Below are 22,371 nucleotides of genomic sequence, written 5' to 3' on the forward strand. Positions count from 1 at the left end.
CCATGAAGAAAAATCTCTGCCTGCTGTTCATTGTTATGTTCGCTGGATGCTCAAAGAAGAGCACCCCAGTTCCCGTTGCTGTTCCCGCCGCGCCTTCCTACTTCAAAGTAGATGCCGCCACTGCGGGCTCCATCTCCGGGAAGGTGAAGTTCGCCGGGCCGCGCCCGCATCTTCAGCTGATCAATATGGAGGAAGACCCGGCATGCGTGATGGCGCATGCCGGCAAAGCCTATGAGGAATCGCTTGTGGTCGACGTGCACGGCGCATTGGGCAATGCGTTTGTGTACATCAGCAAAGGCCTCGAAGGAAAGAAGTTTGAAACTCCGACGACGCCCGTTGTGATCGATCAGCGTGGATGCTGGTTCCGTCCGCGCCTCCTCGGCCTGCAGACCGGGCAACCCTTCAAGGTCGTCAACTCAGATCCTGTCACGCACAACATTCACCCCATGGCGATGGTAAATCGCGAGTGGAACCACAGCCAGGGCCCCGGTGACGATCCGATGACACGCCGGTTCATCAAGTCGGAGATCATGATTCCAGTGAAGTGCAACATCCATAGCTGGATGCACGCCTACATCGGCGTCCTCGATCATCCTTACTTCGCGGTCACGAAGGATGATGGGAGCTTCGAGATCAAAAATCTTCCCCCAGGGACGTATACGGTCTCCATCTGGCAGGAAAAGCTTGGGACACAGGAGCAGCAGATCACGGTCGCTTCCCAAACAAACGCAACGGCAAACTTTACGTACAAAGGAAAATCATGATGCCCCGGACTTCTCTCGTTCTTCTCGTAGGCCTCGCGGTTGCAGTCACTGGATGCCATTCTTCGAAAGCGCCTGCCACGCAGGAAAACCAAGCGGTCCACGCGTCCTCTCCGCTTCGGCTCTATGTGACCAACGAGGTCTCCGGTGATCTCACGGTGATTGACGGCGGCTCGTATGATGTGATCGCCACCGTGCCGCTCGGCAAGCGTCCGCGCGGCATCCATCCCAGTCCCGATGGCAAGACGCTCTACATCGCGCTCAGCGGTTCGCCCATCGCAGGTCCGGATGTGGATGAGAGCACGCTCCCTCCGCCGGACAAGAACGCGGACGGTATCGGTGTCTTCGACGTCGCGCAGAACAAGCTCGTCCGCATCATTAAGGGGGGCTCTGACCCAGAGAACTTCGATGTGAGCAAGGACGGCAAGCAGTTGTACATCTCTAACGAAGATGTCTCCGCCGTCAGCGTTCTGGATATCGCCTCCGGCTCCGTGGTGAAAGAGTTGAAGATCGGTGCACAGCCTGAGGGCGTAAAGATCTCGCCCGATGGCAAGTTCGTCTACGTCACATCGGAAGAGACAAGCGAGATCGCAGTGCTGGATCCCGTAGCCGGAAAGATCACCGCGACCTTCAAAGTAGGACACCGCCCGCGCTCAGTGGCCTTTATGCCGGACGGCAAGCACGCCTATATCAACGCTGAAAACGATGGCACGGTCGTTGTGGTGGATGTTGCCAGGCGCAAAGTGGCGAAGGCCATTCAACTCGGCCAGCCGGGACTCGTAAAGCCCATGGCTGTACTGCTCTCGGCAGATGCGAGCAAGCTCTACGTAAGCACGGGGCGCGGCGGCAAGGTCTTCACCATCGACACCGCGACAGACACCGTCCTCAACTCCGTTGCCGTGGGCAAGCGCCCGTGGGGCATTGCGCTTTCGCCCGACGGCAAGACGCTCTACTCCTCCAACGGCCCGTCGAACGACGTCGCCGTCGTCGACCTCGCCACCAACACAGTCACGAAGAAGGTTAAGGCCGGAACCGGTCCTTGGGGAGTCGTGGCCTTGCTACGGTAATCATTGGGGTAAGGCCCACGCGAACATCACGCTTCCGGTACCGACGACGACATACTGCCGCCCATCCAGCTCGTACGTAATGGGCGAAGCCTGCATCGACGATCCGGTACCGGAGTGCCACAGCGTCTTGCCATCCTCTGTGTTGAGCGCGAGAATGTTTCCCACCTGATCACCCGTGAAGGCGACACCGCCATCCGTCGTGAGAATGCCTGCGCCGCTGCCGTCACCTAGGTCGTGCGTCCAGCGAAACTTGCCCGTTTGATAGTCGATGGCCTCAACCACACCCTTACCCCACAGACCATAATCCGCACCGGCCCAGCCGTAGGCGCCATCTTCGGGCTTAGTGAAGTAGAGGCTGTAGCTGGGGTGCGCGTCGACAAGGAAGAGGCCGGTTTTGGGATCGAAGCTCGGCGAACGATAGTTCGTCAGGCCGCCCTCATCCGGCGCGATCAGGCGTCCATCGCGCTTCGGGTCTTTGTCGGGATTGGGGATAGGACTTCCATTCTTGCCGATGCCTAATGTCCAGTTCACCGGGCCGAAGGGCGTGGTCAAAAGGTTCTCACCCGTCTTGCGATCGAGCACAAAGAAGAACCCATTGCGCGAAGCCTGCATGAGCATCTTGCGCGGTTTGCCGTGAAAGTCGCCATCGACGAGTACGGTGGCCTCGGTCGCATCCCAGTCATGCGTATCGTGCGGCGTCGCCTGGAAAGCCCACGCCATCTTGCCGGTGTCCGGGTTCAAAGCGATGATGCTGCACGTATAGAGATTATCGCCAGGGCGTACGGTGCCATTCAGCACAGGCGTAGGATTTCCCGTTCCCCAGTAGGTGAGATTGAGATCTGGATCGTAGCTTCCGGTAAGCCACGCCATGCCGCCTGTTGGTGCGCCGGGTGTTCCCGCAGGCGGTGTCGCATCCCACTGCCACTGCGTTTTGCCTGTCTCCGGATCGATGGAGCGAATGTAGCCGGTGATGTTGTCGGAGTCGCCTCCCATGCCGACAAGCACGTGGTCACGGATGACGAGCGGAGACATCGTCGTCCAGTAACCCTTGGTCATATCGCCCACCACAACATCCCATCGCACTGTGCCGTCCTTCGCATTCAAAGAGACCAGGTGCGCATCGGGAGTTGTCGTGAAGATATAGCCCTTGTACATCGCCACGCCGCGCTGGCCGATGTGCTGGCCCTTGTTTGGCGGATAGGTATAGTGCCAGACCAGGTGGCCGGAGCGCGCGTCTACGGCGTAAACGTTGTCGGGCACGGTGAAGTACAGAATGCCATCGACAAGGATCGGAGACGCCTTGATGCCTGCAGCCTGGTTGGTCTGAAAAGCCCACGCCAGCCCGAGATTCTTGACGTTGTCCTTGGTGACCTGCGTCAGCGGGCTGTGGCGTCGCGCGGTGTAATCACCGTGATACGTCGGCCAGCTCTCGGCCTTAGGATGCAGTAGATCGTTCGCCGTAAGGTTCTGAGACGTTGAAGGAACCGAGAGCAGGGCCAACCCAAGCAGTACAACAAAATGCTTCACGCAGTTCATATCGATTGGAACCTTTCTGTTACCACGGTTCTTGCAGTCGCGCTTTTAACGCCCAATCAACGCATCGTTTGCAGATAAGCCATCAGGTTGTGAATGTCATCATCGGTGTACTTGGGAAACTGATCTACATGTGCCTGCAGCGACTTCTCTACGTTCTCTTTCACCGTTGTGCGCGGCCAGGAACGATACGTGCCGGACGCATCCGTAATCGCAATCGTGAACTCATCGAGATACGAGATCGTCCCCGCAACCTTCTCTCCGGAAGGCAACGTCACGCTGGCCTTGACCTTTGTCCCGCGCGGATACAGCATCCTCTGTTCCAACTGGAGGCCTTCATATCGCGTGGCAATGCCCTTGAGATCGCCCGTCGGAGAATGGCAGGAGGCGCAACCGCCCGCGCCGTTGAAGTACTTCTTGCCTGCATCCACATTGCCCGTCTGCAGATCGGAGACGTCCACGCCACGGCGACGGCCTTCCTTCTGCGCTGCCGTCACAATCGAATGCACATAGGCCACAACTCCCGCCGTCTCGTTTTCCGAGAAGCTGAAGCGCGGCATGCGCGGCGGCCGTCCATTGTGAATCACTTCAGAGATCTTGTCGCCGTTGACATCCGCATTCACCAGCTTGGAACGCGTCAGATCCGGCCCGGTCTCGCCACCGCCCGCATCGCGTCCATGGCAGAAGGAGCAGTTCTGTTGAAACAGCGACTTCCCGTTTTCAAGAAGAGGAGAGAGCGTCGCCGTGGATCCTACCGTAGGATTCACCGCGATCACTTCGCCGCTCTTCATGAAGTGCAGAAGATTTCCGATCTCGATCTCGCTGAGCTTCGGAAAGGCAGGCATACGGCCTCTGCCGTGGCGGATGCGGTCGATGATCGCCGCATCGTCGTACCGATGGCTCACACCGATCAGCGGAGGAAACGACGGAAGAATGCCCTCCCGCTTTTCGCCGTGGCAGATCGCGCAGTGGTCTTCGTAGACCTGAGCTCCGAGAACATCCACAGAAGCTGGCCCTGCTGGAGGAGCTGGCGTGGGCGTGGCGGACTTCTGCTGCCCCAAGGCATCCAATGCTGCAGCCAGACGGAGGTAATGCGCGACCTTCTGCCGCGGCGCGAGCGATGCAGCAGCGGATGCCGCGCGCACCTGCATTGGCGCATGCAACATCGCACCCGTGACTACAAGCAGGCCCAGCGTCGAAGCGGCGAGGTGAGTTCTCTTCATCAAGCTCTTAGGCATCTTCTCTGACTTACCCCGCATATTTGATCAACTGCATAAAGCCGTAGTCCATGTGGAGCTGCTGATGACAGTGCATCAGCGTGTCGCCGGGATTGTTCGCTACAAAGTCCACGGCGACTGACTGCAACGGCATGACGTTGATCACGTCTTTCATCAGGCCGCTCAACTGCGTCTTTCCAATCTGTGTCACTTCAAAGGTGTGCCGGTGCAGATGCATCGGGTGCTGGTCGCCACTACCGTTGCGAAAGACCATGCGATAGCGCTTGCCCTTCTGCACCACCAGCGGATCGATGTCCGGCCACGAGCGGTTGTTGATCGTCCATACATCGAACTTCGAATCCATCTTGTGGCCGTTATCGCGGAAGGTGAGGACGAAGGTCTCATCTGGATCCGCTGCCTTCGTCGGATTTGCGAAGATCGAGTAGTCCCACTCAACAGGTGCAGGATCTTTCCAGACCGGCGCGCCCTTCTGGCCCGCATATTCCACCACAATGCCAAGGCCCATCTGCCGCGACTTCTCCAGCGTGGAACCAAGCACCCACACGCCGGGCGAGTTCATCTCCACGATCGCATCCACGCGCTCCGCCACAGCCAGCGAAAGCACTTCTACCGACTTCGGATTCGGTACAACATTGCCGTCCATTGCGATGATCTTGAAGGTATGCCCCGGCAGTGCCAGAACGACATTTTCCGTCGCGCTCGCGTTCAGCAGACGCATCAACACGCGCTGACCCTTCTTCACGCGCAGCGGTTCGCCCGCGCCCAGCATGTGCGCGTTCATGGTGGCGTACTTGTAGCCCACATCGGAGCCGTTGGTCTGCGGCACATTTGCGGACTGCTCGCGCAGCATGTCCACCATGGGGACAAAGCTCGGCTCCCAGTGGCGCACAGCCAGATTGATTTCCTGGTCGTAATGGCCTTCGTGCCCCGCTTGCTTCTTGCCTTCGACGATCAGGAACCCCGCTTGCCCCGTATAAGCACCAGCGGCAAGATTATCCATCGCCATCGCATGGGTGTGATACCAACGCGTCCCTGTAGGGTTCGGCGTGAATTGATACCGATGGGTCGCGCCCACCGGTATCATCGGCGAACCCTCTTCGACCGCGCCATCGTTCAGCGAATCAATCGCGAGCCCGTGCCAGTGCACAATCTCGGGAACAGGAGAGTTGTTCGTCACATCGATGGTCACCGGCACACCCTCGCGCAGGCGAAGCAGCGGCCCCGGCACCTGCCCGTTGTAAGCAATGGTGTCGATGACCACGCCCGGAGCGATCTCCAGCCTGGTCGGCGCGATGCGCAGCGTGTGGTCCGCCTTCGCAGGACCGGTGACCGCGCGAGTTTTGCGCACCGCCGCGTGGAGTGCCGTTGAAGTGAGTGCCGCGCCCGCCGTTGCCAGAAAGCTTCTACGATCCATCCCTTTATCTATACCCACCAAGCAGCCCCCGGTGTTTCTTTCAGCACAACAGAGTTCAAGAACTCAACAGCCTTGTTCAGGCCCTCATCCGGCGACAACAGACTGTCCTCGTGCTCAATCGAAAGCACACCGTCATAACCGAACATCCGCAACGTGGAGACAAACTCCTTCCACCACTCGGCTCCATGCCCAAAGCCGCAGGTGCGGAAGATCCAACCGCGATTGCGCTCGTCCGTGTAAGGCTTCGTGTCCAGCACGCCCGTGCGCGGAAGATTGGCAGGGTACATCTGCGTGTCCTTCGCGTGAACATGAAAGATCGCATCGCCCAGAACGCGTATCGCTTCAATCGGGTCGATCCCCTGCCAGAACATATGACTTGGATCGTAGTTGCAGCCCACCGACGGCCCGGCAATCGAGCGTAACCGAAGCATCGTCTCCGGGCTGTACGCAACGAAGCCAGGATGCATCTCGATGGCAATCTTCACACCATGATCCGTTGCGAACTTCGCATGCTCTTTCCAGTAAGGCGTTACCACCTGGTCCCACTGCCACTTCAGTATGTCGAGATACTCCGGCGGCCACGGGCAGGTCACCCAGTTGGGATACTTCGAACCCACCGTACTCCCCGGGCATCCCGCAAAATCCACGATGGTGGACACACCGAGCTTCTCTGCGAGAAGAATCGTCCTGCGACTTGTTTCACGCGCCACCTTCGCCTGCTCTTTGTCCGGATGCAGACCGTTGCCATGGCAACTCAGTGCAGAGATGGTGAACTCCTTGTCGGCGAGGGTCTTTTGGAACTTCGCCAGCGCGGCTTCGTCTTCCAGCATGGACAACTTGCAGTGCGCGTCACCCGGATAGTTTCCCGTGCCCAGTTCTACAGTACGAATGCCGAGCGTGCTCAGCTTCTCCAGCGCGCCTTCGAGCGGCAACGTCGACAACAGTGGTGTAAAAACTCCAAGTCTCATCGTGGTTCTCTCATGCGCTTCGGTTGGTACGGTTAGAAAGATGGCGGAAAGTACTGCACCTTCTGCCATGTATTGCCTGCAGCATGGCTCGCCAGAATGGCATCCACAATACAGTTGGAACGGTAGCCGTCGTCAAAGGTTGGCAGCGGCGACGGCTTATCCTGGATCCCCGCTCCCGCACGGACCCATGTGTACGCATCGCTGACGATGTTCATGAAGGCATCGGCCCACGATTCCTGATGGCCCGCCGGTAGATGCGTGTAACGCAGCGCTTCGCCCGCCACCAGCGCGGGATCCTTGCCTACAATGCAGTTCGGCCCTTCATGGCTTCCCACCCAGAGTTCGTTCTGCTCCTCCTGCCGCCACTTCAGGGAGTGCTTTAGACCGCTGATCTCAAACTGCAGATCGTTCTTATGTCCCGGCAAAGTCTGCGCCGCGGAGAACGTACCCTTCGTCCCATCTTCGAAGCGCAGCAACACTGTGGCCAGGTCTTCGCTCGTCATAGGGATTGCCTTGCGGTCGCCGGATGTTGTTTTGGAGAAGGCCTCGGAAGATCCTTCGGTGGCGTATCTTGTCTTCACCACCGTAGTGATGTCCGCCAGCACCGAGGCAATCTTCTTGCCAGAGACATGCTCCGCAAGATCGCACCAGTGCGATCCGATATCGCCCAGAGCAGAGGTACCGCCACCCTTCGCCGGATCGGATCGCCATGAATACACGTTCGGATCGGTCAGCCAGTCCTGCAGATAGAAGCCCTGAATAAAAGTCAGATTGCCAATGCTTCCATCGGCCACCATCGTACGCGCATGCTGCACCAGCGGGTTTCCGCGATAGTTGAAGGTCACGGCGTGCGCCACTTTTGCCGCAATCGCCGCATCGCGGAGCCTGCGGCTCTCATCGGAGTTCATCGCGAGCGGCTTGTCTGAGACCACGTGCTTGCCCGCTTCAATCGCCGCCATCGTCACCGGAAAGTGCATGTGGTTCGGTGTCGTGTTGTGAACCACATGAATATCCGGGTCGGCGATCAACTCGCGATAGTCGCCGTACGAACGTCCGACCTTGTACTCCGCAGCCTTGCGCTTTGCCGACTCCACGGAAGATCCCGCAATCGCCACCACGTCTACGTCGCCCAGCCGCCGCACCGCATCGATGTGATGCGCTGCGATAAAGCCAGGCCCTACCAGTCCCATACCCAATCTCTTCATGCAATCCCTTAGTGCGAGTTAGTGGTGAGCCGTGCGTGTGTCGCCGTGCTGCCTTCAGTTAGACCCATCGACCACTTGATCGCTTCAAGGTACATTTTACGAATTTCGGGGTCTTTCCACGCCTCCTGCGTATGTCCCAGCGTGGAGTAGAAGACGCGGCCCTTTCCGTACATCTTGGACCACGCCACGGCAAAGTCGCGATCCGCTCGATGAATCCGAGGATTGTCGGCGTAGTCCAGCTTCGACGCATCCAGGCTCAGCAGAACATTCACCTTGTCGCGCGACCACGTCATCGGCTGATAGATCTCGTCGTACTTCGTAAACGCGGCAGGGAAGTGGCGTGTCGCGGGAAAGTCTCCACCCTCGTTCAGGATGGGTGCATTGAAGGTGAACCACGGATGCTGGTCGAAGTACCCGCCGATCATCTCACCGTATTCCGGCCACTTGTAGTTCGTGTCCAGCGCAGCGTGAATACCTACAAATCCTTTGCCATCTTCATGGACGAAGGAGAGCAGGTCGGCCTTCTGCTGCGCATCCATGTCCAGCTCGCCCGTCGTGCTGGCAAAGACTACCGCGTCGAAGTAGTCGAGGTTCTTTGCATTCTTGTCGAGCTTTTTCTTCGTCAGCAGCTCCGTGTCTGTACGGATGATCGTCTCCCACAGACCCGTCTCTTCACCCATCTGCAGAATGGCGGACATCGCGTCCGAAACGGAATCATGCTCGAATCCCTTCGTCTGCCCAATCACCAGAACGCGCAGCACGTGCGTCGGTTTCGTGTGAGAAGGGGGCTGGCCCTTCTGTGCATAGGAAGGCAAGGTGAATCCGGCAAAGAGAACCAGGCAGAACAGCGTGCTGAGCTTCAGAAGACGTCGCAAAAGAACCTCCAGAAAGTGTCGCTATCTTACAGAGCCGAGCGCAGGAAAGTCGCCGGTCTACAACCGTCACCCTGGGAGCGCTTGAGGATCGCTCCGCCAGCATGGCAGCCATCCTTTCACAACCGCGTCCGAGAGGGGAATCCTATGTGCGAAATACTAAGGCGCTTAGGTCAGACGACGTACCTCCGCCACCGCAAATCCCTTGATAATCAGCGATAAGGCTTCGTTCCGGCATCTGTGCCCCATTCTTTCGCGGCATTTTGCGAAAGGGTGGGGTCGCGCGGAGCGCATAAACCAGATCTCCTCGGAGACCAGCTCACACCGCCAGAAAGGCTCCGCCGGATGCCCGTCTTCACCCGCTCTCTCGCAGCACTCGTTCTCTCCGCTTCTTCTCTCGGCATCGCGCAGAACCAGAGCCAGTCGGCGCAGGACAAGCTCCTCCATCTCAACCAGATCCAGGTCATCGGCACGCACAACAGCTACAACACCGGCTTTGCCCCCAGCGAGGCAAAGTACTTCTCCGCCACCTACGCCAAGGCGTACCACGGTCTGGAGTATCACCACCTCTCGCTTCCCGCGCAGCTCTCCGGCGGCATTCGCCAACTGGAGCTCGACATCGTGCAGGATCCTGCAGGCGGTCGCTTCGCGCACCCGAAGATCGTCGAAATCACTAAAGAGCAAGGACTTCCCGCCGACCCCGACTTCGACCCCACCCATGAGATGGACAAACCCGGGTTCAAGGTCATCCACCTCGGCGACCTGAACGAACGCAGCAGCTGCCAACGTTTCGTCACCTGCCTGCAGCAGATCCGCACATGGTCCAAAGCCCACCCGAAGCACGTCCCGATCTTCCTCCTCATCGAAGACAAGCAGGGCAAGATCAGCCAGATGCCCGACGCAGTTACCGCCGAACCCTGGACCGCCGAGACCTGGGACGCCATGGATAAGGAGATCCGCTCCGTCTTCCGCGAAAAAGAGATGATCACCCCGGATCAGGTGCGCGGCAGTTACCCAACGCTGGAAGCTGCCGTGCTCGCCGGAAAGTGGCCCACGCTGGCAAAATCCCGCGGTAAGGTGATGTTTCTTCTCTACAACCGCAAATCCGCGCCCGCCTACCTCGCCGGGCATCCCATCATGAAGGGTCGCGCGCTCTTCACCAACGGCCGCCCCGGCGAACCCGGAGCCGCCTTTGTGGAGCAGGACAACGGCAAACCTGAGGCCATCGACCCTCTGGTCAAGCAGGGATACCTTGTCCGCACGCGGTCGGACTTCAACACCGATCAGGGCCGCAGCAACGACACCACCCGCCGCGATCTGCTGCTTGCGGGCGGCGCGCAGATGATTAGCACCGACTTTCCCGTTTCGGAACCCGCTCCCTGGACCGGATATACCGTCGGTCTGCCCGGAGGTCTAGCAGCTCGGTGCAATCCGGTGAACGCACCTGCTGGCTGCAACAACGCCCTTCTGGAGCCGGCGATCCCGCGCGTGGCCGAACCATCTCCGGCGAACCACCCGGAAACCCCGGAAAAGCACTAATTTTGAAAAAATACAAGGGCCGCAACGTAAACTGGCGGCAGGGAATCGCCGTCCCAAGAAGCGTATGCAGATCACAATTGACGCATCTATGATTCCCCTCAGTTGCAGGGTGAGCATTATTTCGGAATTGGACGATATCGATGCCCTGGTCGGGCTTTATCGTGGGCGCGTCCTGCGGTATGTGATGTTGTCTGTCGGCGACCAGGACCTTGCGGAGACCATCACGCAGGACTGTTTTCTGAAGGCCTACAACGGCCGCGCGTCCTTCCGTGGAGATTGTGCCGTCAGCACATGGCTCTTCACCATTGCAAATAACCTTATCCGCGACCATCTCCGCACCAAAAAGTTCCAGTTTTGGCGAAAAGCCAAAGCGACGGCCATCGACGCAACCGAGATGGCTTCCTTCCTCCCAAATGGGGAAACTTCGCCTGAAACACGTATCCTGGCCAGCGAACGGGCGGAACAGGTCAAAGTAGCGATGGAAAAACTTTCTGTAAACCAGCGCAGGATGTTTATCCTGAGATTTCTGGAAGAAATGGACCTTGCCGAGATCGCCCAGGCAACAGGTATGCCTGTGAACACTGTTAAGACGCATCTGCACCGGGCCGTCACCAGTATCCGCAAGGAATTAGGGGGAGCTCGATGAATTCATCCCGTACACAACACCTTACAGAAGAGCAGTTTGCCGGCTATATGGTGGGCGACGTGGCGGATGCTGCCGCCGCTGCTCATCTCTCCGTATGCGACGAATGCCGCTCGGAAGTAGAAAACTTCGGCGCTTCTGTCCAAAGCTTCAACCTGGCTTCGATGGCGTGGAGCGAGTCGCGTCCGTCGACCAGCCTCCGTGTACGTACCTCCTCGCGCGCCGCATGGCGTCTCCATCCCGGGATGACTGTGGCCTCCTGGGGATTTGCCACCGGCGTATTGCTGATGTCGGCGATTCCGCTGGCGCGTCATCTCAAGCATCCTTCCCGCGAGACCGCTCCGGCGGTTCTCTCGGCGCAGGAGTCGCAAAAGCAGATCGAGCAGGACAACCAGCTTCTGATGGCCGTCGACCGCGAGCTTTCGGAACAGGTCACCTCTCCGGAACAGGAATACGGCCTGGACAAGGAACTACCGCAGGACCGGCAATTGAACTCGCATAAGAGAGCAGCAAAGGTTCAATGATGAAATCGCTCCAATGGACTTTTTTAGCCGCGGTATTGCTCTCTGTGGGGGCATCTGCGCCCGCGCAGATGCACGGCGGTGGAGGTCCAGGCGGCGGTGGTCCTGGTGGGGGTTCCGGTGGAGGCATGGGCGGACCACGCGGCGGCGGTATGTCTCCCTTCAACGTACCCAGTGGCATGGATCGCCAGAATGGCAGGGGCATGCCACCCATACCAGGGTCCGGCCCCATGAGCAGTACGATGCGGGGTGGTCTGCAGTTGGGACCTCCGGGCCGTTTCTGGAACGACAAGTCATTCGCTCAGACTCTTGGCCTCCGCAAAGACCAGCAGAAGAAGATGGACGCTATCTTCGGTGCGAACAAAACGGCCATCGTCGAAACCTTCAAAACCTACCAGAAGGAAGAGAAACGCCTGGAAGCCGCGACGAAGGAAAAGCACCCCGACGAAAGCAAGGTCTTCGCGGGCATCGACGCTGTCGTTCAGGCGCGCGGAAACCTTGAGAAGGCCCACGCCCACATGCTCCTGCTCATCCGCGGCGAGATGGACGACGACCAGATCGCCCGTATGGAAAAGTTCAGAGAAGGCCCACCGGACGAATCGGCCCAGTAGAACAGATTGTCGATGGTTTAGAGCGCTATGAACAGCACCCAGCACAGCGACATGAAATATGACGTCAAGGCTTTTGCGTCGACGGCTGGTCTTCCTTTTTGGGATTAAATTGCACAGCGAGCATGTGGCCCGGCACTCCATTTGCCGCCGGAGAGTTCGTCAGAAATTGATGGGCGTGTTGGTCCTGCCTGAACGTCCAATCCAAGAATGCGAGAGTGTAGCGCCCAACCCAGTTGTAGCTTTCGCTTGTCTCTTCAGGCGAATACTCCGCCGAAGGGTGACGAGTCCAGTACGCTGGCGAACGCTGCTTCATCGAATCGAATTCTCCGTGTCGCATGTTATGCATCCTCACGATATAAACGTCGCTGTGAGCCATTTCGTTTAGAACGCTCGCGGAGACGTCGGCACCCACTAACTCTTCAAGAGGAATTTCGCCTCGCGTGAAGAACAGCATTGGAATCGTCATGTCTTTTGGTTGAACATATCCGGATTTGCTGAGGAGGCTAGGAAAGTATCGGGCGGAGCCGTCGAACGCCAGGAGCGCCTTGATGCGGTCGTCCTTTGCGGCTGCAAAGAAGTTTGAGAGGCCACCCCAGCTATAACCCAGTACCGCAATGTGTGAGGAGTCAACTTCCGGTATTGAGCTGGAGAAACCTATTTCAAATGAAATGTCTTTGGCCTGTGTCTCGGCTCCGGGAATTCCACCAGTCATGTCGAACGAGTCAGCGCCAATCGAAGGACTCGCCATGACAATGTATCCATAACTGGCGAGATATTCGCAAATATCGGCGTTCTCAAAAGCTGGTCCGCTGAAGCTGGGGGCGTAGATCACCAAAGGAAACTTGCCGCGTTGAGTGGGAGCATCTTTTATAGCTCGCATCCTGGCTTGAGGATCTGCGTCGACCTGATAATCGTGGAGATTCTTCTTGAGCACACTCGCCGCTTCAGAAGATGTGAGCGTGAAGCTATCTTCCGACACGAAGAGACTGAGATAGTCACCGTAAGTCATCGCGGACGCGCGAGGAGCGAGGTGGGCCGGATACCAAATGAGGGTTTGCAGGGGGCGTGCCCCGCTTTTATTAGCTAATGTTCCGTTCACATCGGTCAACGCGTTGTAGGTTCGGGAATTGTCATACTGGTATGCGACACGGAAGCCTACTGTGTAGGGGCCGGGCTTAGTTGAAAACCTGAAACTCGACGGACCGAAGGCGTGTGCCAACTCCGTAGTCAGTAGGTAAAGCAAAAGAAGATAAAAGCGCATCGCGAGGAATTGGCCTCCTTTAATAACATCTATACGAAATCGAAGCATGAGCACCGCCAGGTAGGCCTTCGCATGAAACCACAAGGGCAGCCTGCGGCGTTATACGACAGTCCCATCTGCGAAGTTCCCTCGCGCCATGACCGGGTGCCCCATACATCGCTCGAAGAGCGACCTCAGGAAAGCGGAAAGCAGATCCCTTCGCTTTTCGCTTCGGGATGACAAAGACGCAAAGACTCTCTCAATGTTTCAAAGGCCGCCCCGCTAAAGCAGTCGTGAGCGCGCCATTGTTGATCACCAGCACACCATTCACCGTGAGATAGCGCACTCCCGTCGCCAGCACACGCGGCGACTGATACGTTGCTCGTTCGTTGAAGGTCTTCGGATCGAAGACCAGCACATCGGCAAAGTAGCCCGGTTTCAGCAGGCCTCGTTCTTTCAGTCCCAGCGTCTCCGCCGTGAGCGACGTGCTCGAACGCACGGCGAACTCCAGAGAGATCACGTGCCGCTGGTAGACGTACTCGCGCAGCTTGCGCGGAAATGTTCCGAACTTACGTGGATGCCCCTCGGAGCCGTCGGAGCAGGTCATCACCCACGGCTGCCGCATGAACGCCTCGATGTCCGCCTCCTTCATGTTGAACGAGGCCACATCCGATCCGCCCGCCAGCACAATCTGAATTGCCGCATCGATTGGACTGACTTTGCGCTCGGCGGCAATCGTCTCCAGAGTTTTGCCGACGATGCTCTTGTCCTTCGCCGACGTCATCAGCAGAGCCTCCGGCCCGCCGCGACGCTTCAGGTTCAACGTCATCTCTTCCACGAGGTGCGCATGCACACTGGGATCGGTCATGTTCTTCAGCAGAGCATTGTGTCCGCCTACCTCGGCCCATCGCGGCACCAGCGAAGCCGTCACGCTCGTTCCGGAGGCCGTGTACGGATACTGGCTCGCCGTGACCTTCACGCCGTCCTTGCGCGCGGCATCGATCAACGCAATGACGTCACTGCTCTGTCCCCACACATCCGCGCCCAGTGCCTTGATGTGCGAGATCATCACCGGCATCTGCGTCTCGCGTCCGATGCGGATGGTCTCGCGAACGGAACCGAGCAGTCCAATGTTGTAGGAACTTTCATCGCGCATGTGCGTGTCGTAGAGGCCGCCGTGCCTTGCCGCGATTTTCGCAAGCTCGATCACCTCTTCCGTGCTGGAGTAGCTGCCCGGTGCGTAGTAAAGACCGGTAGAAAGACCGATTGCGCCCTCGCTCATCGCTGTCTCCACCAGCGACTTCATCTTTTCCATCTGTTCCGGTGTCGGCTTTGCATCGGACATCGCCATCACCTCGCTCCGCACCGTCCCTTGTCCGATGAAGAGCGCTGCGTTGGTGCCGATGCCTTGTCTCTTCCAGCGCGCCAGGGTCGCTCCAACATCCGTGGGACTGCTGCCGTCGTTGCCCGTGACTACCGTGGTCACGCCCTGCATCAGGTATGCATCGTTGCGGCTATACATGGGGTTGGAGAGATCTTCGGCGGTGTGAGTATGCGGATCGATAAACCCCGGCGTCACTACAAGACCGGTCGCATCGATCACGCGTTTTGCCTTATGGCCTTTGGAAGGTCCAACGAAAACAATCCGGTCGCCCTTGATCCCTACGTCCGTCTTTACCGCGGCGGAACCTGATCCATCAAGCACCGAACCACCGCGTACGATCACGTCCAGATCCTGACTTTGCGCGGCAACCGCGATCAGAGGAAAAGAGCTGACTACAAAAACGCGCGCGAGAAGATATTTCAGAGATGCAGTCAAACCGAGACTCCTTTCGGGGATCCTAAGATGTCGTTGTTTTCAGCTAACGATACGCTGCTTCGTTCTGCTGTACCTAGACGTTGGTATGCTTCTGGCATCCCCTGCTTTCTGGAGCGCCCTTTGATCCATCTTCCTCGCATTGCTGCGCTACCACTTGCTCTCTCGTTCCTTCATCCAGAGGCGCAATCTCAGGCACTTCCGGTCGTCGCGCCTACCCGCGCATCGCACGCCATGGTGGTCACCGTCCAGCATGACGCCAGCGAGGCAGGCCTTTCGATCCTGAAGCAGGGCGGCAACGCGGTCGACGCCGCCGTAGCCGTGCAGTTCGCGCTGGCCGTCGTTTATCCCATGGCAGGGAATCTCGGTGGAGGCGGCTTCATGCTCATCCGCCCTTCCACCTCGGGCAAGCATCCCCACAAGATGGGCGATGGCAAACCGCACTTCATCGACTACCGCGAAAAAGCGCCCGCCGCTGCCTCTGCCGACATGTATCTCGATGCGGACAAGAACATCATCAAGGGCATGAGCCTCTCCGGATACAAGGCCAGCGGCGTCCCCGGAACGGTCGCCGGTATGGTCTACGCGGAAAGCCACTACGGTCGGCTTGGGCTGAAGGCCGTGATGGCGCCCGCCATCCGCCTCGCCCGCGAGGGATTCATCCTCTCCGAAGAAGAGACGCACTTCTATCACGCCCACAACATCGAGAGCTTTCCGGAGTCGCACCGTATCTTCCAGCGCAATGGAGATTTCTATAAAGCGGGCGAGCGCTTTCAGCAGCCGGAGCTCGCCGTTACGCTCGAACGCATCGCCGCCGATCCGACAGAGTTCTACAAAGGCCGTATGGCGCAGCAGATCGCCGACGCGATGCAAAAGGGCGGCGGCCTGATCACCGCTGCGGACATGGCCTCCTACGAAGCCAAAGATCGCACACCGCTTCGTGGCAAATACCACGGCTACGAGATCCTTACTTCGCCCCCGCCCAGCTCCGGCGGCATTGTTCTGATCGAAGCCCTGAATATCCTCAGCGGCTACAAGCTCAGGAAGATCGGCGCCGACCGCTCACCGGAACAGATCCACCTGATCACGGAGGCCTTCCGCCGATCCTACATGGACCGCGGCGACTACCTCGGCGATCCCGACTTCATGCACATGCCTCTCGCCGAGCTTGCCAACAAAAAGTATGCCAAGGCGTGGCGCAAATCCATCGATCCCGTGAATCCCTCACCCTCGGCGACGCTCGTTCGCCCGGCTGGATTTCTTCCGGAACCACCCAAGATTCCCATCCCGCCGGCCTCTACGCAGACCACGCACTTCAGCGTCGTCGATGACGAGGGCAACGCTGTCTCGAACACTACCACGCTCAACTTTTTCTTTGGCTCGGGCGTCACCATCGAAGGCCTGGGCTTTCTCATGAACGACGAGATGGACGACTTCGCCAGCAAGGTCGGCGTTCCCAATGCCTTCGGCCTCGTTCAGGGACCGGCCAACGCCATCGGCCCGAACAAGCGCCCGCTTAGCTGCATGTCACCCACGATCGTCACACGCAAAAGCAAACTCCGCCTCGTGCTCGGCTCGCCCGGCGGGTCCACCATCATGACCACGGTCACCAACGATATCGTGAGCGTTCTAGACAACGGTCTGGATGTGCAGGCCGCGGCGGATGCACCACGCTTCCACCACCAGTACCTCCCCGACGTACTCCAACTGGAGAAGAACTTCCCGACGGACGTCGCCAACGTGCTCAAGGCCCGCGGCTACACCATCCGGCAGAAGACCGAATTCGACGAAAAGACACCCGGCGTCTGGGGAGACAGCGAACTGATCGCCGTCGATCCCAAAACGGGAGAACTCCTCGGCGGACACGACTCCCGGAGAGGCTTCGGCAAAGCCGCAGGTTACTAAAGCGCCCTTTCGTCACACATGCCCTCCGTCATTTCGACCGGAGCGACAGTTCCACCGTCGCGTAGTGGAGAGATATGCTTCTCATCCGCACTTAGGGCTTCCCCTTCAAAGCCTTATCAATACCCTCCTGCGCAATCGGCATCATCACCGTGTACCCCATCCCAGTCGGATGCACGCCATCGTTCGACGTCCCCTCACGCATGCCACCCTCGGCATTCGCCAGGGCAGAGTAGTAATCCACATAAACCAGCCCGCGTTCCGCCGCAAACTGCTTCATCCAGAGATTCACCGCGCGCACTTTAGCGGCTGGCTGCAGACCCGGACGCCACTTGTAATCGCTCACCGGCAACAGCGAAGCCAGCACAAACCGTATGCCGTTCGCCCTGGCGATATCCGCCATCGATCGGATATTGTCCTCGATCATCTCCTGCGTGGAAAGTCCCGTATTTCCCGCAAGGTCGTTCGTTCCCGCCAGTACCACCACCGCCGCTGGGTGCAGGGCCACAACGTCCTGCTGAAAACGCACCAGCATCTGCGGCGTGGTCTGCCCGGAGATCCCCCGGCCAATGTAGTTTTTCCCCGGAAAGAAGGTCGCACTGTTCTTCGGCCCGGCCCAGGCATCCGTAATCGAATCGCCATAAAACACCACGCGTTGTTCGCCCGGAGCAGGTGCAGGCAGGGCCGCATTCGCTGCGCGATAGCGCTCGAGTTGCGGCCAGTCGGCCAGCTTTTTCTGCATGGCCGTGATCTGCGCAGTCGTCAGCTCGGTCACGGGCGTCACCAAGGTGGCATCCACCTTCAACGAAGGCGAAGCAGGCATCGGAGCTGGGCTCGCTTGCCCGGCCAGTGCCGAAGGCAGCAAAGTAGTGGCGGCAAGTAGTGCAAAATCAATGCGTCGCATAGCGGCTTTCCCTCGTCTCTTAGGTGCCGCACCAGTCTAAGACACGCCAGCGAACCTTGGCTGATACGGCATACGACCTATTCCTGCTGTATGTTCAAGATGGGTATGAAACAGGCAGTCTCGAGTTACGTGTTCCTCCTGCAGCGTCTTCACGTTGGCCACCTCGACGCTATGGTCGCAAGCGGTGCCCAGACGATTGAAATCTTTGCTGCGCGCCATCACTTCGATTACACCGACCGCGGCGGCGTCAAAGAAATCGCCAGCTGGTTCCGGTCCAACGACGTCCGCGCTACCCTCCACCAGCCCATCTTCGACGCCAATACCGGCGAGTGGAGCCGTCACCACCAGCCCGCGCTCAACTTGATCGACGTCGAAAAATCGCGCCGCATCAATGCCATGGACGAGGTCAAACGCGCACTCGAAGCCGCGGAACAGATCCCCTTCGAAAGCATCGTGCTCAACCTTGGCACGTCCAACGACACCTGGAGCGAACGCACGCTCGATCTCTCTCTGACCGCCATCGAACACATCAAGGCCTTCGCCCATCCCCTCGGCGTAAAGACCCTCGTCGAAACCTCGCCGCATGAAGTCGCCACGCCAGACCATCTGCTGGAGATCCTCCGCGTAGGCCACTTCGACACCGTGGGCGTCTGTCTCGATACGGGACACATGAACCTGCCCGGACGCGGCGGCGTGGAAGCAGCCTTCGCCATCCTCGGCGATCGCGTCAAGGAAGTTCACCTGAATGACAATCACGGTGAAAAGGACGAACATTGTTGGCCCGGCGAAGGCACCATCGACTGGAAGCTGGTCACTGCCGGCATCGCAGCGATTACAAATCCACCCATTTGCGTCCTCGAAATCGCCTATGAGCCGGAACTGACCTCGGCGGAAGTGACCAAATTGGCAACGAAGGCGTTTGAGACGCTCAACAAGTAAGACTTTCTGTTGACGAAAAGCTGCGATTTGGCGTCGAATATAGATAGTCCTCGAGCGGAGTGGTACCGCCCGAGGGGTTGTTGCAGCATCAAGGGCTTAGAAAATAGCGAATCAAAAACGTAGCAAGCACGATCGCAAGTGCAAGGACGAGACGTCCGGGCACTTCCAACGAGCAGCTAGCCTTGATCTTTCCAAGGTCCATCATGGCTACCTCCTACAGTGAAATCGCCTCGGGGCTGTCACCCCGAGGCGTTTCGCTTTTCAGGGCGAAACCTGTATATCCCTCGAAGTGCCCTGAAGCGCACCACCTTCTGTAGAAAGCTCCCCAGAATACTTTCGAAAACCCAGATTTTTACCTCTCCGGAAGCATGTTTGCGAAGGGCAAGTCCCGATATGGAAGAAGTCCTCCCTACTTCTCCAGGCTCAGCCGGTACATCAACAGCGCATCCCGCTTCGCATTCAGGACCTGCGAAGGCAGGTCCACGGTCTCGCCCGGAGCGTGCGATCCTTCCCCTGTCGCACCTACGCCCGCCAGCCCCGGCAGCAGCGAGGCCATAAACGAGATGTCCCCCGCCCCGCGCAGCAGCGGATCGAGCTCCGGCATCTCAGCCGCGCCCAACGTCTTATTGACCTGATTCAGCGTATGCAGCAGAGCACGGCTGGCTTCGGTCGGCGGCATCGCCGGATAGCCCTCTTCAAAGCTGATCTCAGCCCCCGTCTTCGGCAGATGCTGTGCCACGATGGCTCGCATCTTCGTTTGAATCCGCTCGGTCTGTTCATCAGAGATCGTTCGCAGGTCTCCGGTTGCTGTGGCTACTGGCGGAACGATATTGCTCTTTCCAAATGCGATTGTCCCTCCGCCCGGGGCTGCCTCCGTGCGCGATCCTCCGGCAATCGTGCCCACATTGAAGGTCAGATACTTCTCCGGCAGTTCCCGGCGAAAAGCGTCCAGAATCCGCGTCAGTTCATAGATCGCACCGTATCCCATGTTTTCGCTGAAGACGCCCGAAGAGTGCCCGGTGTTTCCCGTCGTCGTCAGCTTCCAGCTCGAAGAGCTTCTTCGGCTGATGGAGCCGTAATACTCCCCCTTTTGCCGCGCCGTTGCCTCAAACTCCAGCGCCACATCCGAGCGCTTCGCTGCTTCCACCAGGTCACGCCGAGACACCGTCGCCGGCGTCCCGTGCGCTTCTTCATCTCCATCCAGAACCACCGTAATCGCCGCGCCCTGCAGAACTCCGGCGTCCTGCATCGCCTGCAGCGAGGACAGTAGAATCACCAGGCCGCCCTTCATATCGTTCGTTCCCGGCCCAGTGGCTGTATCTCCCGATACGCTCCAGTGCTGAAAGGGACTGCCCTTGTCGAACACCGTGTCCATATGGCCGATCACGAGGATTCGTTTGCCGCAGCCGCCCGCTTTGGCGCAGGGGTGCTCCGCGATCAGGTGCCCCGCACGGTTCACGGCGTCCATCGTTACCCATTTCGTCGTGAATCCCAGACCCTTGAACTTCGGCTCAAGCACGTCGCTCACGGCCCGTACGCCCTCAAAGTTCATCGTGCCGCTGTTGATCTCTACCAGTTGCCGCAACAGCTCCACATTCGCGGCCGCATTCCGGTCGACCGACGCCACCATCGCCGCCTCGGGGCCTTTTACTCCCTGCGCAAACGACGTGACCGCACAAGTCAGAAATACCGCCTTCAGGACATATACAACTGCTTTCATGCGCAGAGGATAGCAGGGCAACCGACCTCGGCCTTGTCTGATCTTGCGGAAAAGCGAAGCCAGAAACAGGAGACTAGAATCGAAGTCGCCATGATTCAGGACTCTAGCGTCGCCCCCGTCACCACCATCGCCACCCTTGGCCAGCACGAAGGCCAGAGTGTGACCCTCCGCGGTTGGCTCTACAACCTCCGCGCCTCGGGGAAACTGCTCTTCCCGATCTTCCGCGACGGCACGGGAACCATTCAGGGAATCGTGCCCAAAGCGGCTGTTCCCGAGGAGGTTTTCGAGACCCTCAAGAACCTCACGCTGGAATCCAGCGTCATCGTCACCGGCAAAGTCCGTGCCGACTCCCGAGCCCCCTCCGGCTTCGAGCTTGACGTGGAAGACGTGCAGGTCCTGCAGCGTGTGGACGACGCCACACCCTTTCCCATCACGCTCAAAGAGCACGGCGTCGACTTTCTGATGGAGCATCGCCACCTCTGGATGCGCACGCCGCGCCAGTCCGCCATTCTTCGCGTTCGAGCCACCATCATGCGTGCTGCGGCGGAGTACTTCGACACCAACGGCTTCACCCGCACCGATCCGCCCATCCTCACGCCCAACGCCTGCGAAGGCACCAGCGAGCTCTTCGAGATGGAGTACTTCGACCAGGGCAACGCCTACCTCACCCAGTCCGGCCAACTCTACATCGAAGCCACGGCGCTCGCGCTCGGCAAGGTCTACAGCTTCGGACCCACCTTCCGCGCGGAAAAATCCAAGACCCGCCGTCATCTTACCGAGTTCTGGATGATCGAACCCGAGGTGGCCTTCCTCGAACTCGACGGCCTGATGGACCTGTCGGAGGCCTTCCTCACCCACATCGTCACCACCGTCCTCGCCCAGCACCGCGCGGAACTCAAGGTCATCGGTCGCGACATCGCTGTCCTTGAGGCCGTCGTCGCTCCCGGCCCCAACGGAGAACGCGTCCCCTTTCCGCGCCTCTCCTACGATCAGGCCCATGAGATGCTGGAAGAAGCGTTCAGCAAGGGCCTCATCGAAACCGCGCACAAACCTGGCGACGACTTCGGCTCTCCGGACGAAACCTACATCTCCTCGCAGTTCGACAAGCCGGTTCTTATCCATCGGTATCCCACGGCCATCAAGGCCTTCTACATGCAGCCCGATCCCGTCGATCCCGCGCGCACGCTTTGCCTCGACGTCCTCGCGCCCGAAGGGTACGGAGAGATCATCGGCGGCTCGCAGCGCATCCACGACTACGACCTATTGAAATCCCGCATCGAACAGCATGGCCTGCCCCTCGACGCCTTCCAGTGGTACCTCGACCTCCGCCGTTACGGCTCCGTTCCCCACGCGGGCTTCGGCATGGGTATCGAACGTGCGGTCGCCTGGATCTGCGGTTTGGATCACGTCCGCGAAACCATCCCCTTCGCCCGCACCCTCAACCGCATTTACCCGTAGGAAGGAAGTCTCGCCATCCC

The 22,371-nt window shown here is 58.9% G+C and carries 19 protein-coding genes; 9 read left to right on the forward strand and 10 right to left on the reverse strand.

Going from position 1 to position 22,371, the window contains the following annotated elements; translation table 11 throughout:
* Positions 1–2 precede the first annotated feature (2 nt).
* Positions 3–764 carry a carboxypeptidase regulatory-like domain-containing protein gene (locus tag ACIPR4_RS01090; RefSeq protein WP_013566795.1) on the forward strand — a complete coding sequence of 254 codons (762 nt, stop codon included), beginning with the start codon at positions 3–5 and terminating at the stop codon, positions 762–764.
* The gene (locus ACIPR4_RS01095; protein WP_013566796.1) at positions 761–1,828 is read left to right on the forward strand and encodes a beta-propeller fold lactonase family protein; all 1,068 of its coding nucleotides are present in this window, start codon (positions 761–763) and stop codon (positions 1,826–1,828) included. Before ACIPR4_RS01090 ends, ACIPR4_RS01095 begins: the two co-directional genes overlap by 4 nt.
* On the opposite strand, the gene ACIPR4_RS01100 is transcribed toward ACIPR4_RS01095, so the two are convergent.
* Genes ACIPR4_RS01100 through ACIPR4_RS01125 form a run of 6 tightly spaced genes read right to left on the reverse strand, consistent with a single transcriptional unit; the run spans position 1,829 to position 9,061 of the window.
* Positions 1,829–3,364 carry an acido-empty-quinoprotein group A gene (locus ACIPR4_RS01100; protein WP_013566797.1) on the reverse strand — a complete coding sequence of 512 codons (1,536 nt, stop codon included), beginning with the start codon at positions 3,362–3,364 and terminating at the stop codon, positions 1,829–1,831.
* A 56-nt stretch (positions 3,365–3,420) separates the two neighbouring features.
* Positions 3,421–4,584: a c-type cytochrome gene (locus ACIPR4_RS21350; protein WP_222829254.1), complete on the reverse strand. Its 1,164-nt coding sequence runs from the start codon at positions 4,582–4,584 to the stop codon at positions 3,421–3,423.
* A 25-nt stretch (positions 4,585–4,609) separates the two neighbouring features.
* The gene (locus ACIPR4_RS01110) at positions 4,610–6,013 is read right to left on the reverse strand and encodes a multicopper oxidase family protein (RefSeq protein WP_041585862.1); all 1,404 of its coding nucleotides are present in this window, start codon (positions 6,011–6,013) and stop codon (positions 4,610–4,612) included.
* Positions 6,014–6,021: 8 nt separating this feature from the next.
* Positions 6,022–6,981: a sugar phosphate isomerase/epimerase family protein gene (locus ACIPR4_RS01115; RefSeq protein WP_013566800.1), complete on the reverse strand. Its 960-nt coding sequence runs from the start codon at positions 6,979–6,981 to the stop codon at positions 6,022–6,024.
* A gap of 32 nt (positions 6,982–7,013) precedes the next feature.
* Positions 7,014–8,171, reverse strand: coding sequence for a Gfo/Idh/MocA family protein (locus ACIPR4_RS01120; protein ID WP_245536416.1), 1,158 nt, complete (start codon positions 8,169–8,171; stop codon positions 7,014–7,016).
* 23 nt (positions 8,172–8,194) lie between these two features.
* On the reverse strand, positions 8,195–9,061 hold the full coding sequence (locus ACIPR4_RS01125; RefSeq protein WP_013566802.1) for a ThuA domain-containing protein: 867 nt from the start codon (positions 9,059–9,061) through the stop codon (positions 8,195–8,197).
* A 342-nt stretch (positions 9,062–9,403) separates the two neighbouring features.
* Here ACIPR4_RS01125 and ACIPR4_RS01130 point away from each other — a divergent pair, with 342 nt between their 5' ends.
* From ACIPR4_RS01130 to ACIPR4_RS22330, 4 genes are all read left to right on the forward strand, one after another.
* Positions 9,404–10,597 (forward strand): phosphatidylinositol-specific phospholipase C1-like protein, encoded by a 1,194-nt coding sequence (locus ACIPR4_RS01130; protein ID WP_013566803.1) that lies wholly within the window; start codon positions 9,404–9,406, stop codon positions 10,595–10,597.
* Positions 10,598–10,706: 109 nt separating this feature from the next.
* The gene (locus ACIPR4_RS01135) at positions 10,707–11,243 is read left to right on the forward strand and encodes an RNA polymerase sigma factor (protein ID WP_245536417.1); all 537 of its coding nucleotides are present in this window, start codon (positions 10,707–10,709) and stop codon (positions 11,241–11,243) included.
* Positions 11,240–11,764, forward strand: a complete 525-nt coding sequence (locus ACIPR4_RS01140; protein ID WP_013566805.1) for a hypothetical protein — start codon at positions 11,240–11,242, stop codon at positions 11,762–11,764. Before ACIPR4_RS01135 ends, ACIPR4_RS01140 begins: the two co-directional genes overlap by 4 nt.
* A complete protein-coding gene (locus ACIPR4_RS22330) occupies positions 11,761–12,372 on the forward strand; it encodes a periplasmic heavy metal sensor (protein WP_013566806.1) in 612 nt (203 codons plus the stop codon). The genes ACIPR4_RS01140 and ACIPR4_RS22330 overlap by 4 nt, the downstream gene beginning before the upstream one ends.
* A 64-nt stretch (positions 12,373–12,436) precedes the next feature.
* On the opposite strand, the gene ACIPR4_RS01150 is transcribed toward ACIPR4_RS22330, so the two are convergent.
* On the reverse strand, positions 12,437–13,633 hold the full coding sequence (locus tag ACIPR4_RS01150) for a dienelactone hydrolase family protein (RefSeq protein WP_187290232.1): 1,197 nt from the start codon (positions 13,631–13,633) through the stop codon (positions 12,437–12,439).
* Between the two features lie 238 nt (positions 13,634–13,871).
* Positions 13,872–15,431: an N-acyl-D-amino-acid deacylase family protein gene (locus ACIPR4_RS01155; protein ID WP_013566808.1), complete on the reverse strand. Its 1,560-nt coding sequence runs from the start codon at positions 15,429–15,431 to the stop codon at positions 13,872–13,874.
* A 27-nt stretch (positions 15,432–15,458) separates the two neighbouring features.
* Between ACIPR4_RS01155 and ggt the strand changes: the two genes are divergently transcribed.
* Positions 15,459–17,333: a gamma-glutamyltransferase gene (gene ggt / locus ACIPR4_RS01160; protein ID WP_013566809.1), complete on the forward strand. Its 1,875-nt coding sequence runs from the start codon at positions 15,459–15,461 to the stop codon at positions 17,331–17,333.
* A gap of 91 nt (positions 17,334–17,424) precedes the next feature.
* Here ggt and ACIPR4_RS01165 read toward each other — a convergent pair whose 3' ends face one another.
* The gene (locus ACIPR4_RS01165) at positions 17,425–18,234 is read right to left on the reverse strand and encodes an SGNH/GDSL hydrolase family protein (protein ID WP_013566810.1); all 810 of its coding nucleotides are present in this window, start codon (positions 18,232–18,234) and stop codon (positions 17,425–17,427) included.
* 105 nt (positions 18,235–18,339) lie between these two features.
* On the opposite strand from ACIPR4_RS01165, the gene ACIPR4_RS01170 reads away from it, so the two are divergent.
* Positions 18,340–19,173 carry a sugar phosphate isomerase/epimerase family protein gene (locus ACIPR4_RS01170; protein WP_041585863.1) on the forward strand — a complete coding sequence of 278 codons (834 nt, stop codon included), beginning with the start codon at positions 18,340–18,342 and terminating at the stop codon, positions 19,171–19,173.
* Positions 19,174–19,582: 409 nt separating this feature from the next.
* On the opposite strand, the gene ACIPR4_RS01175 is transcribed toward ACIPR4_RS01170, so the two are convergent.
* Positions 19,583–20,893, reverse strand: a complete 1,311-nt coding sequence (locus ACIPR4_RS01175; protein WP_013566813.1) for a M20/M25/M40 family metallo-hydrolase — start codon at positions 20,891–20,893, stop codon at positions 19,583–19,585.
* A gap of 90 nt (positions 20,894–20,983) precedes the next feature.
* On the opposite strand from ACIPR4_RS01175, the gene asnS reads away from it, so the two are divergent.
* Entirely contained in the window at positions 20,984–22,351 is a 1,368-nt protein-coding gene (gene asnS, locus ACIPR4_RS01180) for an asparagine--tRNA ligase (protein ID WP_013566814.1), read from the forward strand.
* Positions 22,352–22,371: the final 20 nt, after the last annotated feature.

Origin of the sequence: Terriglobus saanensis SP1PR4 (assembly GCF_000179915.2) — a bacterium.
Lineage (GTDB): Bacteria > Acidobacteriota > Terriglobia > Terriglobales > Acidobacteriaceae > Terriglobus > Terriglobus saanensis.

Excerpts from the sequence above, each read along its gene's own strand:
- ACIPR4_RS01095 (WP_013566796.1), top strand. The coding sequence starts at position 761 with ATGATGCCCCGGACTTCTCTCGTTCTTCTCGTAGGCCTCGCGGTTGCA.
- ACIPR4_RS01175 (WP_013566813.1), bottom strand. The coding sequence starts at position 20,893 with ATGAAAGCAGTTGTATATGTCCTGAAGGCGGTATTTCTGACTTGTGCG.
- ACIPR4_RS01115 (WP_013566800.1), bottom strand. The coding sequence starts at position 6,981 with ATGAGACTTGGAGTTTTTACACCACTGTTGTCGACGTTGCCGCTCGAA.
- ACIPR4_RS01090 (WP_013566795.1), top strand. The coding sequence starts at position 3 with ATGAAGAAAAATCTCTGCCTGCTGTTCATTGTTATGTTCGCTGGATGC.
- asnS (WP_013566814.1), top strand. The coding sequence starts at position 20,984 with ATGATTCAGGACTCTAGCGTCGCCCCCGTCACCACCATCGCCACCCTT.
- ACIPR4_RS01110 (WP_041585862.1), bottom strand. The coding sequence starts at position 6,013 with ATGGATCGTAGAAGCTTTCTGGCAACGGCGGGCGCGGCACTCACTTCA.
- ACIPR4_RS21350 (WP_222829254.1), bottom strand. The coding sequence starts at position 4,584 with ATGAAGAGAACTCACCTCGCCGCTTCGACGCTGGGCCTGCTTGTAGTC.
- ACIPR4_RS01165 (WP_013566810.1), bottom strand. The coding sequence starts at position 18,234 with ATGCGACGCATTGATTTTGCACTACTTGCCGCCACTACTTTGCTGCCT.
- ACIPR4_RS01170 (WP_041585863.1), top strand. The coding sequence starts at position 18,340 with ATGAAACAGGCAGTCTCGAGTTACGTGTTCCTCCTGCAGCGTCTTCAC.
- ACIPR4_RS01100 (WP_013566797.1), bottom strand. The coding sequence starts at position 3,364 with ATGAACTGCGTGAAGCATTTTGTTGTACTGCTTGGGTTGGCCCTGCTC.
- ACIPR4_RS01120 (WP_245536416.1), bottom strand. The coding sequence starts at position 8,171 with ATGGGACTGGTAGGGCCTGGCTTTATCGCAGCGCATCACATCGATGCG.
- ggt (WP_013566809.1), top strand. The coding sequence starts at position 15,459 with ATGTCGTTGTTTTCAGCTAACGATACGCTGCTTCGTTCTGCTGTACCT.
- ACIPR4_RS01150 (WP_187290232.1), bottom strand. The coding sequence starts at position 13,633 with ATGCGCTTTTATCTTCTTTTGCTTTACCTACTGACTACGGAGTTGGCA.
- ACIPR4_RS22330 (WP_013566806.1), top strand. The coding sequence starts at position 11,761 with ATGATGAAATCGCTCCAATGGACTTTTTTAGCCGCGGTATTGCTCTCT.
- ACIPR4_RS01130 (WP_013566803.1), top strand. The coding sequence starts at position 9,404 with ATGCCCGTCTTCACCCGCTCTCTCGCAGCACTCGTTCTCTCCGCTTCT.
- ACIPR4_RS01140 (WP_013566805.1), top strand. The coding sequence starts at position 11,240 with ATGAATTCATCCCGTACACAACACCTTACAGAAGAGCAGTTTGCCGGC.